The organism is Streptomyces harbinensis, from assembly GCF_900116145.1.
GTDB lineage: Bacteria > Actinomycetota > Actinomycetes > Streptomycetales > Streptomycetaceae > Streptomyces > Streptomyces carpaticus.
In genome coordinates this window covers 533,216-548,333 of the sequence record NZ_FPAB01000003.1, presented here as the reverse complement: position 1 = coordinate 548,333, position 15,118 = coordinate 533,216, and the positions used below count along the sequence as shown (strand labels likewise).

The following is a 15,118-nucleotide window of genomic DNA, read 5'->3' as shown; positions in this document are numbered from 1 at the left end:
TGTGAAGTCCAGGACAGACTGACCGAGGAATTGCCGAATCGCAACCACCGCCCCGGGAATTCCCGATGAGCCCATAGAGGTTTTCTATGGGACCCCGGAAAAGCCGGTCCGCGATGCCCTTATACACATTCTCTATGGCCTCTTCCAAGGCGTCGTTGACAGTACCGGAAGCGCCGCCCGAACATTATCCGCGTTGTGACCACAGGCGGCGGCTCCCAGGGAGTGACTTTGATCGACGAGGCCGTGGACGACGCGACCGGAAGCGATATCGCGAGCAGAATGATCGATGCCGCGGTGCGGGTTCCTTTCACCGAGAATTCCCGGCTGGCGGAAGTCGGTCTGGATTCGCTGACGCTGGTGAGCATGGCGGTGGAATGCGCGCCCGACACCGATCAGGAGATCGACGCCGGGGCGCTGGCCCAGCTGCGCACCGTGGGCGAGCTGCGGCAGTGGCTGCGCGCCCTGGCCGGCGGGGGTGAGCCCGGATGACCACCACCGTCCGTCCGTCCGGGCCGGCCCCCGGCACGGACGCCCCGTGGCTTGCCCCGCTGACCGAGACCCAGCTGGGGCTGCTCATGGTGCACCGCACGGTCCCGGTGCCCCATCTCTACAACGTGGTGGCCGAGATCGGCCTCGATCCGGCCCGTACCGATGAGGAGGTGCGCCGGGCGCTGGCCGCGGTCATCGCCGTCCAGCCGGCCCTGCGGACGGCGCTGCACGCCGCCCCGCAGCCGCACGCGACCCTCGCCGACCCGCCGCCGCCCGCCGCCGTACCGCTGCGCACCGAGGTGACGGCGAGCGGTGGCCACGCCCGGCGGCTGGGCGAGCTGGTGGCCGAACTGTCCACCGTCGTCTTCGACTTCGCCGCTCCGCCGCTGCTGCGCGCGGTGCATGTCCGGGCGGCGGCCGGGGACCGTGCGGCGCTGCTGCTCGTGGTGCACCACACGGTGTTCGACGGCTTCTCGCTGCGGCCCCTGGTCAAGGACCTGGAGAGCGCGCTGGCCGGGCGGCTGGACGTCGTCGCCCTGCGCCCGGCCCGGGAGCGGGCCCTGCACCGGGAACTGACCGCCCAGCGGGACGCCGCCGCCGACCCGGCGGTGGAAGCGGCGGCCGTGGCGCTCGGCGAGCGGCTGCGCTCCGTCCCGGCCACCGTGCTGTATCCGCGTCCCGGCCGGCCCACCGAGACCGCCTTCACCGGCCGGCGCCGCGAACTGCCGCTGTCCCCGGAGCTGTCGGCTGCCGTGGACCGGGCCTGCGCGCGGCTGTCGGTGACCCCGTTCGTCTTCTTCTCGGCCCTGCACGCGGCCGTGCTCGCCCGGCACAGCGGCAACGCCACGGTGACCTTCGGCACGCCGCTGCTGGCCCGGCGCACCATCGGCTCGTACGGCCTGTGCGGGTTCTTCGTGCACACCCTGCCGGTGGTGGTGGACATCGACTGGGAGGCGGGCTTCGCTGACTGGGTGGCACGGCGGGTGGCCCCGGAGGTCCAGTCCGTCAAGGAGCGGGCCGCGGTGCCCTTCAGCCGCATCGTGCAGCACGCCGCACCGGACCGGATCGGCAACCGCAATCCGCTCTTCGCGGCGATGCTGGCCATGCAGGACTCCACCGAGGTGGAGCCGGGCGGCGCCGTGCTGACGCTGCGCGAACACGGCACCGGCACCGCGAAGTTCGACCTGTGGCTGGGGGTGACGCCCACCGCGGGCGGCTGGCTGCTGGAGGTCGAGCACGATCCCGAACTGCTGCCGGACCCGGTGGCCGAGGGCGTACTCGCCTCGCTGGCCGGCGCGGTGGAGGCCGCGGCCGGCGATCCGGCGGTGCCGCTGACCGGGCTGTTCCGGGACGGCTCCGCGCTCCCGGAGACCGACGGTTTCGCCACCGGGCCGCCGGCCGGCACGCTCGACGGCTGGTTCCGCCGCACGGCGGCCCGCCATCCCGGCCGGGTGGCGGTGGAGGAGCCGGGGCGGCGGCTGACCTACCGGGAGCTGGACGCGGCGGCCGGGGCGCTCGCCGACGGCCTCGCCCGGCGCGGCGCCGGCCCCGGGACGGTGGTGGGGCTGACCACCTCCGCCCTCACCGACACCGTGGTCACCACCCTCGCCGTGCTGCGTCTCGGCAGCCGCTATCTGCCGCTGGACCTGTCGCTGCCCGCCGACCGGCTGGCCTACATGACGGAGAAGGCGGGGTGCCGGCTGGTGGTGGGCGAGGGCAGCGTGCCCGGCGCCACCGTGCTCGGCCCGGCCGAGGCCGCGGCCGGCGGCGCCCCGGCACCGGGGCGGGAGGGCCCGGCGGAACCGGGCGGGTACATCATGTTCACCTCGGGCTCCACCGGCCGCCCCAAGGGCGTCGCCATGAGCGAGGGCCCGCTGCTCAACCTCACCGGCTGGCAGCTCGCCGCGCTGGACATGGACGAGCGGACCCGCTTCCTCCAGTACGCGCCGCTCGGCTTCGACGTCTCGTTCCAGGAGATCGTGCCCACCCTGCTGGCCGGCGGCACCGTGGTCTCCCGCGCACCGGCCGACCGCCGGGACTTCCCGGCCGTGGTGCGCCGGATCACCGACTCCGCCGTGACCCATGTGTATCTGCCGGTCGCCGCGCTGCGCCCGTTCGTCCAGGCGGCCCGCGCCGCCGGCGCGGCCCTGGAAGGGGTCAGCCACGTGTGCGTCTCGGGCGAACAGCTGGTGGCGGACCGGGAGATCGAGGAGTTCTTCGCCGAACGCCCGTGGCTGACGCTGGTCAACCTGTACGGCCCGACCGAGACCCACGCCGTCACCACCCACCGGCTCACCGGCCGGGACGGCGGCTGGCCCGCCCATGTCCCCATCGGCCGCCCGGTCCACGGGGTCACCGCCCAGCTCGTCGACGCCTCCGGCCGGCTGGCCCCGCCGGGCGTCGCCGGTGAGCTGCTGCTCGGCGGCCGGTGCCCGGCCGACGGCTACATCAACGACCCCGAGCGCACCGACGAACGGTTCGTCCCCGACCCGTACGGCCCACCGGGCGCCCGCCGCTACCGCACCGGGGACCAGGTGCTGCGGGACGACCGGGGCACCTTCGTCTTCCTGGGCCGCGACGACGACCAGGTCAAGATCCGCGGCCACCGGGTGGAGCTGGGCGAGGTCGAGTCGGCCGCCCTGACCCACGACGCGGTACGGGAGGCGGTCGCCGCCGTGCGCGGCACCGGCGCCGGGCGGGAGCTGCTGCTGTTCGTACGCCCCGCCGCCGGCGCCGCGCCGTCCGCCGGGGAGGTGACCGCGCTGCTGTCCGGACTGCTGCCGGCGCCCATGGTGCCCGGCCGGGTACTGACGGTCGACGCGGTGCCGACCACCGGCAACGGCAAGTACGACCGACCCGCGCTGCTCGCCCTGGCCGACACGCTCATCGCCCGCCAGGAGCGCCCCGCGCCGGAGGCGACGGCGGCCGGCGGGCCGCTGGAGGCCGAACTGCTGGAGCTGTGGTCCGGGGTGCTGGGACGCACCGACCTGTCGGCCGAGCGGTCGCTGCTGGAGTGCGGCGCCCACTCGCTGAACGTGCTGGTCGCCATGACCACGATCGAGGAACGGTACGGCGCCCACGTCCCGCTGCTGGACTTCTTCCGCACCCCCACCGTCCGCGCGCTGGCCGCACTGATCGAGGCCGGCCGGTGACCGCCGCGTCCCCGGCACCGGCCGGGACCACCGCGCCGCCCGCCGCCCCGGCCGCCGACGCCGGGCTGCTGATCCCCATCTCCCGCTCCGCCGGACCGCTGCGCACCGTGGTGCTGCACCCGGCGGGCGGCGGCCTGGGCCCGTACCTGGGGCTCGCGGCGGCCCTCGCCCGGTACGGACCGGTCAGCGGCATCCGCGCCCCCGGGCTGCTGCCCGGCGAGGAACCCGACGACTCGGTACCCGGCATGACCGCGCGCTATCTGCGGCTGATCGACCGGCTGGAGTCCCCGGTCGGGCTGCTGCTCGGCTGGTCGCTCGGCGGCCTCCTGGCCTGGGAACTCGCCGGGCGGCTCGCCGCCCGGGGGGAGCGGCCCCGGGTGGTGATGCTGGACAGCCCGGCCCTGCCGCCGGCCCACGACGGCCGGGACGGGCGCGACCGCGCCGCCCTGCGCGAGCGCGTCATCGACTCGGCCGGGACCACCGGCCACGACACCGAACTGGTGGTGCGCACCACCGACGCCCATCTGCGGGCGCTCACCCGGCACACCGTGCGCGGCGGCTACGACCACCCCGCACTGCTGCTGAGCTGCGCGGCCGAGCCCGACGCGGCGGCGCACCTGGCCCACTGGCGCACCGTCGCGCCCGGGCTGCGAACGGTCTCCGTGCCCTGCGGCCACTTCGACCTGCTGACCCCGCCCCGGCTGCGCACCACCACCGGCCTGGTGACGGACTTCCTGCGCGACACCGGCCCCGCCGGGCCCGCGCCCGCCTCCCCCATCCGCCCTGCCGAGGAGCACCCATGACCGACTCACCCCCACCCCTCGCCGTCGTCACCGGCGGCACCCGGGGCATCGGACTCGCCCTGAGCCGCCGGCTGATCGAGCGCGGCCACCGGGTGGTCGCCGCGTACGCCGGGGACACCGCCGCCGCCGAGAAGGCCGAGGCGGAACACCCCGGCCGGCTCACCGCCGTACGGATGGACGTCTCCGACCCGGACCAGGTGGCCGGAACCGCGCGGGAGATCCTGGACGGGTACGGCGCGCCGGCCGTGCTCGTCAACAACGCCGGGCTCAACGCCGACCGGCCCTTCCTCGAACTGAGCGACAGCGACTGGCGCCGGGTGCTGGACACCAACCTGTCCGGCCCGTTCTGGCTGACCCGGGCGTTCGCCCCGGCAATGCTCGCGGCCGGCGGCGGCCAGGTGGTCAACATCGGCGCGACCACCGGCATCCGCCCCCGGGTCAACGGCGCGAACTACTGCGCCAGCAAGGCCGGGCTGCTCCAGCTCACCAAGTGCCTGGCCCTGGAGCTGGCCCCCGCCATCCGGGTGAACTGCCTGATCCCCGGCATGATCAACACCGACGAGCTGCGCATCCGCTGGCGTCTGGACGACCCGGAACGGCTGGCCGCGACGCTGGACGAGATCCCCAGCCGGCGCATCGGGACCCCCGAGGACATCGCGGACGCCCTGGAGTTCATCACCGGCCCGGCCGGCTCCTACCTCAACGGCCAGAAACTCATCATCGACGGAGGGCAGTTCATGTGGTGACCGCACCCCCGGCCGGCACCCCCGCCGCCACCGGCTCCGACGCCCGTCCCGGCCCCGCCTCCTCGCCCGACGCCCTGCTGACCGCCGCCCGGGAGGCGTTCGCCGCGGCACCACCCATCGGCGCCGACGCCTACCACCGTTACGCGAGGGAACTGGCCGCCCGGCTCACCGCCGACTGGCCCGCCCTCACCCGCGCCAACCGGCGCGACATCGAGCGCGCCGAACGCGCCGGCATGCCACCGGTCCTCGTCGACCGGCTCCGCCTCACCGACGACCACCTGCCCCGGCTCACCGCGCTCGCCGACCGGGCCGGGCACGAACTGGCCGCGCTCACCGCCGCCGACACCGGCCGCCCGGCCGGCGCCTGGGGCACCCTGCGCCGGGTGCCGCGCCCGCTCGGCGTGGTGCTGATGGTGTACGAGGCCCGTCCCACCGTCACCGTCGACGGCGCCCTGCTGCCGGTGCTGGCGGGCAACGCCGTCCTGCTGCGCGGCGGCAAGGAGATGGCGGACACCGACGCGGCGCTGGCCGCCACCGCGCACGCGGCGCTGCGGGCCGCCGGGCTGCCCACCGGGCTGGTCACCGTGCTGCACGACCCGCGACGGGCCCTGCTGCGGGCGCTGCTGCAACGCCCGGACGCCATCGACGTGCTGATCCCGCGCGGCAGCCCGTCGCTGATCGCCCACTGCCGCGACGCGGGCCGGATTCCGCTGATCGCCAGCGGCGGCGGCGTCAATCACCTCTACGTCCACGCCAGCGCCGACCTGCCGCTGGCCGCGACCGTCACCCTCGACAGCAAGCTGCCGGAACCGGCCGGCTGCACCTCGGTGGAGCTGGTCCTGGCCGACCGGTCCGTGGCCACCGCGTACACGGCGGAGCTGCTGCGGCAGGCCGAGCGGCGCGGGGCGAGGTTCACCGTACGGCTCGACCCGTCGGTGGCGCCGCCGGCCGGCGGCGACCCGGACCGGATCGCGCCGCTGGCCGAGCACGACATCGGGCGGGAGTTCCTCGACCCGGTGGTCGGGGTGCTCGCCGTCGACGGGCCCGGGCAGGCGATCGCGCACATCCGCCGGCACGGCTCGGGCCACACCGAGGGCGTACTCGCCACCGACCCGGACGTCGCCGCGGGGTTCACCCGCGCGGTGGACGCCGCCGCGGTGATCGTCAACGGCAGCCTGCGCCTGCACGACGGGCCCAAGCTCGGCCTGGGCACCGAACTGGCCATCGCCACCGGCCGGCTGCACGTCCGCGGCCCGGTGACGCTCGGCTCGCTGATGACCAGCGGCTGGGTCGTGGAGGCGAACGGAGAGCTGCGCGGCTGACCCCGCCCCCGCCCCGGCCCGGTATCCGCACGCAGCACGGCAGCACGGCAGCACGGCAGTAGAGCAGCACGGAACGCGGCACCACCTTCCCCGCTACGACCACCGTCCGAGGAGAATCCATGTCCGCCGTCCACACCCCCGACCGGCTCGCGGTCGCCGACGCCGTCAAGCGGGTCGTCATCGCCGAGTCCCGGCTGTCCGTCCCCACCTCCCGGATCAGCGAGTCCGAGCCACTCGTCGGCGAACTGCTGCGGGTCAACTCGCTGGGCTTCGTCGGCATGCTCGTGAGGATCGAGGACGAGCTCGACGTCGTGCTGCCGGACGACCTGTTCGTCGGACGCACCTTCCACACCGTCGGCGACCTGATCGACGTCGTCGCCGACGGGGCGGAGGCCGGCCGGTGAGCGCCCCCGTCCCCGGCCACTGGCGCAGTGTGCTGCCGCATCTCGACACCCCCATGCCGCCGGACCTGACACCGCCGGGCACCGGCCGCGGCGGCGTCCAGGTCAACCTCCCCATGGAGCTGGTGCGGCAGAGCGTGCAGCAGCGCGAGTACTGGCCGATCCCGGCGGAAGTGGCCACCGCGTACGCCCGGTACCGGCCCACGCCGCTGTGGCGCGCGACCGGCTTCGAGCGGGCCATCGGCGCCCGGGTGCCGGTCTACGTCAAGTACGAGGGCGGCAACATCTCCGGCAGCCACAAGCTCAACACCGCCCTCGCCCAGGCCCACTACTACAAGAAGGCCGGGATCAAGGAACTGGTCACCGGCACCGGAGCCGGGCAGTGGGGGACGGCGATGGCCGCCGCGTGCGCCCTGTTCGGGCTGGACTGCCGGGTGTTCATGGTGGACTCCAGCCTGCGCCGCAAGCCGTACCGGGGGGTGCTGATGCGGATGCTCGGCGCCCGGGTGCACTCCAGCCCCAGCGGGCTGACCGAGGTGGCCGCCCGGCACCGGACGGGCACCGGCAACAGCCTGTCGCTGGCCATCGGTGAGGCCGTGGAGTACGCGGCCACCCACGAGGGCGCGGCGTTCTGCATCGGCAGCGGCGAGACGTACAGCATCCTGCACCAGTCGGTGATCGGCATGGAGGCCCGGAGCCAGCTCGCCGCGCTCGGCGCCGAGGTGGACGCGGTGGTCGGCTGCGTCGGTGCCGGCTCCAACTTCGGCGGCATCGCGCTGCCCTTCCACGCCGAGGCGCGGGCCGGCGGCGCCCCGGCGCCGCTGCTGGTGGCGGCCGAGTCGGCGACGGCGCCCAAGCTGACCCGGGGCGTGTACGCGTACGACAAGACGGACGCCACCGGCAGCGGCCCGCTGGAGGCCATGTACACCATCGGCAGCGACTACCCCATCCCGGACGCGCACTCGGCCGGGCTGCGGTTCCACGGCGCGGCCAAGCTGATCTCCGCGCTGCGGCACACCGGTGACCTGGCCGCCACCGCGGTCGGCCAGCCGGACGCGCTGGCCGCCGGGCGGCTGCTGACGACGCACGAGACGGTGCTGCCCGCCCCCGAGTCCGGGCACGCGCTGGCCGCGGCGGCCCGGCTGGCCACCTCCGGCACGCCGGACGGCGACACGGTGCTGTCGGCCCGCCGGGGCGTGCTGGTGTGCGTCAGCGGCCACGGCTATCTCGACCTGGGCGCCTACGAACAGCTGCTGGAGGGCGCGCTGGAGGACGAGGCCCCGGCGGACGCGGCGCTGCTGGCCGCCGTCTCCGGTCTCGCCCCGGTCCGCCCCGCGGTGCCCGCCGGAGCGGGGTGGCCGCGATGACGACCACCACACCGCCCGGGGCCGACGCCGTACTGCCCACCGTGCGGGCCGAGTTGCTGGACTGCGTGCAGTCCAACCTGGCCGTGCTCGCCGACCGCGGGTACGGGGCGGGCACCCATCTCGCCCTGGGCGCCACGCTGCGCTTCCGCCCGTCGCCCGGCCCGGCGGCCCTGCCCACCGTGGAGCCGCCGCTGACCGCCGAACTGGCCGGCATCGGGCGGCTCGGGCTGGCCGAGGCGGCCCGGCTCCACCGGCCGGACCGGGACGCGCTGGTGGAGCTGGCACGGGAGTACGGCACCGTGTACGTGCTGGCCGACGCCTACGACATGCCGTGGCTGCCGTACCACGGGCGCCGCCGCATGGAGCACAGCTATCTGGTGGAGTACGCGCCGGACGCCGCCCAGGTCACCGACGCGTACCACAACCGCACCCCGTGGGGCACCGCCGAGCCGCAGCGGCTGCGCACCGGCTGGGACCGGCTGCCCGCGACCTCGCTCGCCCTCGCCCTCGTACCGGCCTCCGCCGGAGTCCCGGATCTGCCGCCCGCCCTCGATCTCGGCCCGGCGGACGGCTATCTGGCGGCGTACGCGGACCACCCCGACCGGGTCACCGCGCTGGAGCGGCTGACCGTGGAGACCTGGCTGCTGGCCAGGTCCCGCAAGCTGCACGCCGCGTTCCGTGCCCGGTACGGGCTGCCGTGCGGCGCCCAGAGCGAGGAGCAGCTGCGGCGCTGGGACCGGCTCGCCGAGCAGACGTTCCTGGCGCTGCGCCGGGTGGAGCGCGGCCGGCCGGAGCCGCAGCGGCTGCTGGGCGATCTGGCCGCCGTGCTGGCGGCGGACCGCACCGTCTTCGCGCTGCCGGGCGGGCCGGCCGGCGACGGGCTGCGCACGACGGTGGCCCGGGTGGTCGCCTCGGTGACCGGCTGCGCGCCGGAGACCGTGCTGCGCTCGGGGGATCTGACCGAGCTGCCCGGCTTCGACTCGTTCCGGGTGGTCGAGATCGTCGAGCGCCTGGAAGAACACCTCGGCACGGCCTTCGACCCGGAGGATCTGCTGCCGGAGAACCTGCACCGCCTTGATGACCTGTGCCGGCTGGCCGCCACGAGAGGACGTGCCTGACATGGACCCGCGTTTCACCGCACTGCTCGCGCCGTTCCTGAAGCATCTGCACGGCCGGGAGATCACCGAGGAGTCCCCGCTGCCGGAACTCGGCCTGGACTCCATGCAGTCGATCGAGCTGCTGTTCGCCATCGAGGACGCCTTCGGGGTGCCGCTGCCGGACGAGGACCTCAACGACGCCACCTTCGCCACCGCCGGCAGCCTGTGGACCGCCGTGCGCGCCGCCCGGGCGGCGCACGAGGGATCGGTCGGTGCGCCGTGACCGTCGCACCCGAACGGACCCTCCCGCGCACCATCCAGGAGCGGGCGGCCGAGGTGGCCGAGGTGGCCGCCGCGCACGCCGAACGGACCGACCGGGAGGCGTCCTTCCCGGTCGAGACGCTGGCGGCGCTGCGCGCCTCGGGCCTGCTGGGGCTGCTGGTGCCGGTCGCGGACGGCGGCCTCGGCGGTTCCACGGCCGACCTGCTGCGGGCGGCGCTGCGCATCGGGCGGGCCGATGTGTCCGCCGCGATGATCTTCGCGATGCACTGCCAGCAAACCGCCGCCGTCCTGGCGCACGCGGGGCCCCGGCTGCGCGCCGAGGTGCTGCCGGAGCTGGCCGCCGGCCGGCTCTATCTGGCCTCGGTCACCACCGAGGCGGGCAGCGGCGGGCATCTGCTCTCCGCCGAGAGCAGGCTGCGCACCGCCGAGGGCGATCTGGTGGTGGACCGGTTCGCGCCGATCGTGACCGGCGGCGCGCACGCCGACGCCTTCCTCATCTCGATGCGCGGCCCCGACGACGACGCGCCCGGCCGGCTCTCCCTGGTGTACGCGCGCCGGGACCAGCTGGAGATCAGCGGCTCGGGCGACTGGCAGCCGATGGGCATGCGGGCCAGCCACAGCGTGGCGCTGCGGCTGGCCGGCACGGTGCCGCAGGACCAGGTGGTCGGCGGGCACGGCGGGTTCTCCCGCATCGCCACCGGGGTGTTCGCCCCGCTCGCCCATCTGGGCTGGTCGGCCTGCTGGCTGGGAGCGGCGAGCGGAGCGCTGTCCCGGGTGCTGCGGATGCTGCGCGACCCGGCCGGCCGGTCCAGGTCGGCGCTCGGCTCGGAACTGCTGCTGACCCGGCTGTCCACCGTCCGCGCCCGGCTGGACACCGTGCACGCGCTGCTGTGGCGGGCCGAGCGGATGGTGGCGGAGGGCGTCGATCTGTCCACGCCGCCGCGCCAGTTGCTGCTGAACGCGCTCAAGATCACCGCCGCCGAGCAGTGCCACGCGGCGGTGGACGAGCTGATCACCGCGGTCGGGATGCGGCACGGCTATCTGCGGGACTCCCCCACCCGGCTGGAGCGCACCCTGCGCGATCTGCGGTCGGCCGCCCTCAACTACAGCAACGACCGGCTGCATCTGGCCGACGGGCGGCTCGCCCTGCTGGATCCGGAGGTGCGTCTTGCCTGAGCAGGCGGTCGTCCCCCGCCCCGCCCCGCCGGCCACGGCCGGACCCGCGGCGCGGGCCGGTGGCGGGCGGCAGGTGTGGCGGGAACTGGGCGCGGCGGGCCGGATCCGCGCCGTCTACCGGGAGGGCGACCCGGCCGCCGGGGTGCGCGCGGGCGAACTGGGCGCGGTCCTGGCGGACGTGGACGCCCGGCACAGTGTCGGCACCACGCTCGCGGTGTGCGTCCAGCTCGCCACCGCCGTCCCGCTGCTGACCCTCTCCCCCGGCCCCGGGCCGGCCGCCGGCGCGCTGGCGGCGGCGCGGGAGGGGCGGTCGGTGACGGCGCTGGCCGCCACCGACCGGGGCTCGGGCTCGGATCTCACGGCGCTGGAGACCGAGGTCGTCATCGAGGACGACCAGCTCGTCCTCACCGGCACCAAGCGGTGGATCACCAACGCCACCCAGGCGGACCAGCTGGTGGTCCTGGCCCGGCACCGGCCCGGCCGGCACTTCACCTGCTTCACCTGGGTGCTGGTGCCCGCCACGGCGCCGGGCGTCTCGGTGGAGCCCGCGGACACCGACCTGTTCGCGGGTTCCGGCACCGGCCATCTCACGTTCGACCGGGTGCGGCTGCCGCGTACCCAGTTGCTGGGCCGCCCCGGCCGGGGGCTGGCGGGTTTCGCCGCGCACATCGCGGTGGAGCGGCTGGCCGGGGCGCTGTGGGGCGTCGCGCTGTGCCGCCGGGTGCTGGCCGAGACCCGCGACTTCCTCCAGCGGCGTACGGTGGCGGACCGGCCGCTGTGGGAGCGCGACAGCGTCCAGCAGCGGTACGCGTCCTGTCTGCTCGCCGCGCACCAGCTGCGCGCGCTCACCCGGGAGCTGGCCCACCGGGTGACGGACCGGCACGACACCACCGCCGCCGCGCTGCTCAAGTCCGCCTCCGGGACCACCGTGCCCCGGGTGCTCGACGCGTGCGCGCAGCTCCAGGGCGCGGAGGGGTTCGCGGCCGGCGGGGTGCAGCGGCTGCGGACGGAGGCGGCGCTGTTCGGCATCGGCGGCGGCACCACCGAGGTGGTGCTGTCCGTGGTGGCGGGCGGCGCGGGTCCGCTGCTGGACGGGCTGACCGCCGACGTACCGGAGGCGGGGCGCCATGACGACCCATGAGGTGGCGCCCGGGCTGTGGGTGAGCGCCCGCACCGGGCCGCCGCCGGGCGCCCCGCATCCGCGCGACGCCGGTCCGGCCGCCGCGATGCCGCCGTGGCGGGCGGCGGAGTTCCTGGCCGGCCGGGCGGTGCTGCGGGCGCTGCTCGCCGAGGTCCTGCCGGGCACCTCGGGCGCCGAGGTGAGCGTGGTGCCCGGGACCAGCGGCAAACCCGCGCTGGCCGGCCGGCCGGACATCGGCATCAGCGTGGCCCACGACGGCGGGGCGTTCGCCGCCTGTGTGGCCACCGGCCACACGGTCGGCGTCGATGTCCAGCTGCCGCCCGACCCGCCGGCCGACGCGGTGCTGCGGCGCTGCGTACGGGAGGGCCTGGCCGAGCTGCGCGCGCTGGCCCCGCCGGACCGGGCCCGGGAGTTCGCCTGGGTGTGGACCGTGCAGGAGGCGTGTGTGAAGGCCGAGGGCAGCGGTCTGGCCGGCAGCCCCTGGACCATCGACGTGCCGCCCGGCCGCACCACCGGGGCGTGGCGGGGCTACCGCTGGCACGCCCTGCGCGAGGTCTCCGCCATTCCGTTGAGCTGTGCCTGGAAGGAGTCCGCATGATTGTTCCCGGCGGGCCGGTGCCCGCTCTGAGCTGCTACAGCACCACGCTGGTCGCCGCGCTGCGCGGCCGGGTGCCCGATCCGGCGCTGCGGCTGGCGCTGGCCGTCCGGCTCCGGCTCCTGGACGGCCGGCCCGACGGGGTGCTGGCCTTCTCCCACCACGACCGGATCGACGCCGGGCCCGGTGGCCGCCGGCTCAGCCACCGCTCCGCGGCGTCCTGGCCGGCGGCGGCGGCCGGTCTCGCGGCGGCCCTGGAGCGCGGCGGTCCGGTGATCGCCGTCGGCAACACCGCGACGATGCCGTGGGCCCCGTCCTCCGGCGGCGCGGGCGTACCGCACTGGCTGCTGATCGACGCGCACCGCGACGACCACTGGCACGTCCGCGACAGCTTCGAGGCGCTGCTGCCGCACGGCGAGCACCGCCCGTACGCGGGCCGTCTCGACGACGCCGCGCTGCGCGCCGTGCTCACCCCCTGCGGTCCGCTGCCGGTGGAGGTGGGGCTGCGCGACCGGTACGCGCTGGGTGCCCCGGTGCCCGCGCCGGCCGCCACGCACTACCGCTGGCTGGTGTGGGAGGCCCCCGGGCTGCTGCCGGTCCGGATCGGCGGCCGGGCTCCGGTGCCGCCGCCCGCCCGGGACGACGGCGGCGGCCGTCCCGGGGTGCTGGAGGGCACCGCCCCGGTGCTGTCCCGGCTGGCCCGCAGGCTGGGCGAGGACCCGGCCGCCCTCGCCCGGCACGCCGACGACCTGTGGGCCGCCGCCCGCCACCACCAGCACCGTCTCGGTGTCCTGGCCGGGGCGGGGCTGCTGCCGGCCGCCCCGGCGGCGCGCGCCGCCGACGCCTGGGGCGAACTGCCGCGCGCGCTGCGGTTCGCTCTCGCCTCGGCCGAGCGCGGCCGGCCCCGGCCGGCGCTGGTGGCACGGGCCTGCGAGGCCGTGATCGACGCCATGTCCCACCTCACTCCCGAGGAGACACCCCGATGAACGACAGAAGAACCCTCCACGACTGGTTCTCCGCGTCGGTCGCCGCGCACGGCGAGGCGACCGCCCTGGAGGTCGCGGGCCGCCGGCTGAGCTACGCCGCGCTCGACGCCCTGGCCGGCCGGCTGGCCGCCCACCTGGTGACGGCGCACGGCGCGCCACCGCGCCGGGTGGGCCTGCTCGCCTCCCGCAGCGTCACCGCGTACGCCGGGTATCTGGCCGTCCAGCGGCTCGGTGGCACGGTGGTGCCGCTGGGTCCCGGCTTCCCGATGGCGCGCAACGCCGCGATCACCGCCGGCGCGGGCCTCGACCTGGTGATCTCCGACGGCCTGGTGCCGGACACCGGCGCGCTGCCCGCGCCCGTGCTGCGGCTGGACGGCGTGGCGCAGGAGGACGCCGCGGAGGACCGGGCGGCGGTGCCGCCCGCGGCCGGGTCCGACCCGGACGCGCTCGCGTACATCCTGTTCACCTCGGGCTCCACCGGCCGTCCGAAGGGGGTGCCGATCCCGCACCGCAATGTGTCGGCGTATCTGCGGCACGTCATCCCGCGCTACGGACTGGGGCCGGGTGCCCGGGTCTCCCAGACCTTCGACCTCACCTTCGATCCCTCGGTGTACGACATGTTCGCCGCCTGGGGGTCGGGGGCGGCGCTGGTGGTGCCCGGGGCCGCCGATCTGCTCGCCCCGGTGCGGTTCGTCAACCGGGCCCGGATCACCCACTGGAACTCGGTGCCGTCGGTCATCTCCATCGCGCGGCGGCTGCGCGGGCTCACCCCGGGGAGCATGCCGACGCTGCGCTGGAGCCTGTTCTGCGGCGAGGCGCTGCCGCTGGAGCACGCCCTGGCCTGGCGGGAGGCGGCTCCGGGGAGCGTGCTGGAGAACATCTACGGCCCCACCGAGATGACGGTCACCTGGACCGAGTACCGGCTGCCCGCCTCGCCGGAGGACTGGCCGCGCCCGGCGAACGGCACGGTGCCGATCGGCCGGCCCTACCCCGGCCAGGAGCACGCCGTACTGGACGCGTCGGGGCGGCCCGCCGCCGACGGCGAGCTGTGCGTCCGGGGCAGCCAGCGGTTCCCCGGCTATCTCGACCCGGCCGAGAACGCGGGCCGGTTCTACGCCTACGAGCCGGGGTCCGGGCGTCCGGCGCGGCTGTACGAGGGGACCGGTCCGCTGACGGCCGGTCACTGGTACCGCACCGGGGACCGGGTGAGCGAGCTGGACGGGCAGCTGGTGCACCGGGGACGCACCGATCACCAGCTGAAGATCCGCGGCTACCGGGTGGAGCTGGGGGAGATCGAGTCGGTGCTGCGGCAGCAGCCGGGCGTCCGCGAGGCGATCGTCGTGGCGGTGCGCGGCCGGGACGGCGAGGTGGAGCTGGCGGCGGCCTGCACCGGAGCCGAGCGGGACGGCGGGGAGCTGGCCGCCGCGGTGGCCGAGCGGCTGCCGCGCTACATGGTGCCGCGCACCGTGACCGTACTGCCCGAACTGCCGCTGAACGCCAACGGCAAGGTGGACCGCGCGGTGCTGGCCGCGTCGCTGTCCGGCGGGCCGGCCTGAGCAGA

At 76.0% G+C, this 15,118-nt stretch carries 14 protein-coding genes; all 14 read left to right on the top strand.

Going from position 1 to position 15,118, the window contains the following annotated elements; translation table 11 throughout:
• Positions 1–228: 228 nt before the first annotated feature.
• Entirely contained in the window at positions 229–489 is a 261-nt protein-coding gene (locus BM385_RS10295; RefSeq protein WP_019433620.1) for an acyl carrier protein, read from the top strand.
• On the top strand, positions 486–3,641 hold the full coding sequence (locus tag BM385_RS10290) for a non-ribosomal peptide synthetase (protein WP_093842839.1): 3,156 nt from the start codon (positions 486–488) through the stop codon (positions 3,639–3,641). Before BM385_RS10295 ends, BM385_RS10290 begins: the two co-directional genes overlap by 4 nt.
• A complete protein-coding gene (locus tag BM385_RS10285; protein WP_093842838.1) occupies positions 3,638–4,444 on the top strand; it encodes a thioesterase domain-containing protein in 807 nt (268 codons plus the stop codon). Before BM385_RS10290 ends, BM385_RS10285 begins: the two co-directional genes overlap by 4 nt.
• Positions 4,441–5,190: an SDR family NAD(P)-dependent oxidoreductase gene (locus tag BM385_RS10280; protein ID WP_019433623.1), complete on the top strand. Its 750-nt coding sequence runs from the start codon at positions 4,441–4,443 to the stop codon at positions 5,188–5,190. The genes BM385_RS10285 and BM385_RS10280 overlap by 4 nt, the downstream gene beginning before the upstream one ends.
• On the top strand, positions 5,184–6,512 hold the full coding sequence (locus tag BM385_RS10275; RefSeq protein ID WP_093842837.1) for a glutamate-5-semialdehyde dehydrogenase: 1,329 nt from the start codon (positions 5,184–5,186) through the stop codon (positions 6,510–6,512). Before BM385_RS10280 ends, BM385_RS10275 begins: the two co-directional genes overlap by 7 nt.
• Positions 6,513–6,631: 119 nt before the next feature.
• Complete coding sequence (locus BM385_RS10270) at positions 6,632–6,916, top strand: acyl carrier protein (RefSeq protein WP_019433625.1); 285 nt, start codon at positions 6,632–6,634, stop codon at positions 6,914–6,916.
• The gene (locus BM385_RS10265; protein ID WP_093842836.1) at positions 6,913–8,280 is read left to right on the top strand and encodes a TrpB-like pyridoxal phosphate-dependent enzyme; all 1,368 of its coding nucleotides are present in this window, start codon (positions 6,913–6,915) and stop codon (positions 8,278–8,280) included. Before BM385_RS10270 ends, BM385_RS10265 begins: the two co-directional genes overlap by 4 nt.
• The gene (locus tag BM385_RS10260) at positions 8,277–9,398 is read left to right on the top strand and encodes an acyl carrier protein (RefSeq protein ID WP_139275160.1); all 1,122 of its coding nucleotides are present in this window, start codon (positions 8,277–8,279) and stop codon (positions 9,396–9,398) included. The genes BM385_RS10265 and BM385_RS10260 overlap by 4 nt, the downstream gene beginning before the upstream one ends.
• A gap of 1 nt (position 9,399) precedes the next feature.
• Positions 9,400–9,660: an acyl carrier protein gene (locus tag BM385_RS10255; protein WP_019433628.1), complete on the top strand. Its 261-nt coding sequence runs from the start codon at positions 9,400–9,402 to the stop codon at positions 9,658–9,660.
• A complete protein-coding gene (locus BM385_RS10250; protein ID WP_175542961.1) occupies positions 9,657–10,835 on the top strand; it encodes an acyl-CoA dehydrogenase family protein in 1,179 nt (392 codons plus the stop codon). Before BM385_RS10255 ends, BM385_RS10250 begins: the two co-directional genes overlap by 4 nt.
• Positions 10,828–11,976: an acyl-CoA dehydrogenase family protein gene (locus BM385_RS10245; protein ID WP_093842834.1), complete on the top strand. Its 1,149-nt coding sequence runs from the start codon at positions 10,828–10,830 to the stop codon at positions 11,974–11,976. The genes BM385_RS10250 and BM385_RS10245 overlap by 8 nt, the downstream gene beginning before the upstream one ends.
• Positions 11,963–12,574, top strand: coding sequence for a 4'-phosphopantetheinyl transferase family protein (locus BM385_RS10240; RefSeq protein ID WP_093842833.1), 612 nt, complete (start codon positions 11,963–11,965; stop codon positions 12,572–12,574). Before BM385_RS10245 ends, BM385_RS10240 begins: the two co-directional genes overlap by 14 nt.
• Positions 12,571–13,557: a hypothetical protein gene (locus tag BM385_RS10235; protein ID WP_093842832.1), complete on the top strand. Its 987-nt coding sequence runs from the start codon at positions 12,571–12,573 to the stop codon at positions 13,555–13,557. The genes BM385_RS10240 and BM385_RS10235 overlap by 4 nt, the downstream gene beginning before the upstream one ends.
• The gene (locus BM385_RS10230; RefSeq protein WP_093842831.1) at positions 13,554–15,113 is read left to right on the top strand and encodes an amino acid adenylation domain-containing protein; all 1,560 of its coding nucleotides are present in this window, start codon (positions 13,554–13,556) and stop codon (positions 15,111–15,113) included. The genes BM385_RS10235 and BM385_RS10230 overlap by 4 nt, the downstream gene beginning before the upstream one ends.
• The last annotated feature ends 5 nt before the right edge of the window (positions 15,114–15,118 follow it).

Bases quoted from the DNA above. Each gene is read 5' to 3' on its own strand.
- BM385_RS10255 (WP_019433628.1), top strand. From the start codon at position 9,400: ATGGACCCGCGTTTCACCGCACTGCTCGCGCCGTTCCTGAAGCATCTG.
- BM385_RS10280 (WP_019433623.1), top strand. From the start codon at position 4,441: ATGACCGACTCACCCCCACCCCTCGCCGTCGTCACCGGCGGCACCCGG.
- BM385_RS10270 (WP_019433625.1), top strand. From the start codon at position 6,632: ATGTCCGCCGTCCACACCCCCGACCGGCTCGCGGTCGCCGACGCCGTC.
- BM385_RS10290 (WP_093842839.1), top strand. From the start codon at position 486: ATGACCACCACCGTCCGTCCGTCCGGGCCGGCCCCCGGCACGGACGCC.
- BM385_RS10260 (WP_139275160.1), top strand. From the start codon at position 8,277: ATGACGACCACCACACCGCCCGGGGCCGACGCCGTACTGCCCACCGTG.
- BM385_RS10230 (WP_093842831.1), top strand. From the start codon at position 13,554: ATGAACGACAGAAGAACCCTCCACGACTGGTTCTCCGCGTCGGTCGCC.
- BM385_RS10235 (WP_093842832.1), top strand. From the start codon at position 12,571: ATGATTGTTCCCGGCGGGCCGGTGCCCGCTCTGAGCTGCTACAGCACC.
- BM385_RS10240 (WP_093842833.1), top strand. From the start codon at position 11,963: ATGACGACCCATGAGGTGGCGCCCGGGCTGTGGGTGAGCGCCCGCACC.